Genomic DNA, 234 nt, shown 5'->3' with positions numbered 1-234 from the left:
AGTTCTTTCAGTTTATTAATACGCATTGAATTTGTTACTTTCACCGGAAATGAAAACTTAAGCATATACTTCGAATCGGGATGATACAGTGTCCTTAGTGATGATGTTGCCATATAATACTTACCTACAGGTCCAATATACTCAAGCAATTCTTGAACTATCCAATCTTGTACGTAAGCTTGATGCAAGAGCCATTCTGCCTGAAGCGGATGAATTGGAATTAATGCATATTGA

General features: G+C 35.9%; 1 protein-coding gene. It reads right to left on the bottom strand.

Annotated features, from left to right (window positions below; all coding sequences use genetic code 11):
• On the bottom strand, positions 1-234 hold a 234-nt coding region (locus SB717_RS39725), incomplete at both ends, for an IucA/IucC family protein (RefSeq protein ID WP_410908853.1).

It is taken from the genome of Priestia sp. SIMBA_032, assembly GCF_046535215.1.
In the GTDB taxonomy this organism is placed as follows: Bacteria; Bacillota; Bacilli; order Bacillales; family Bacillaceae_H; genus Priestia; species Priestia aryabhattai.
This window is presented reverse-complemented; position numbering and strand designations above follow the sequence as displayed.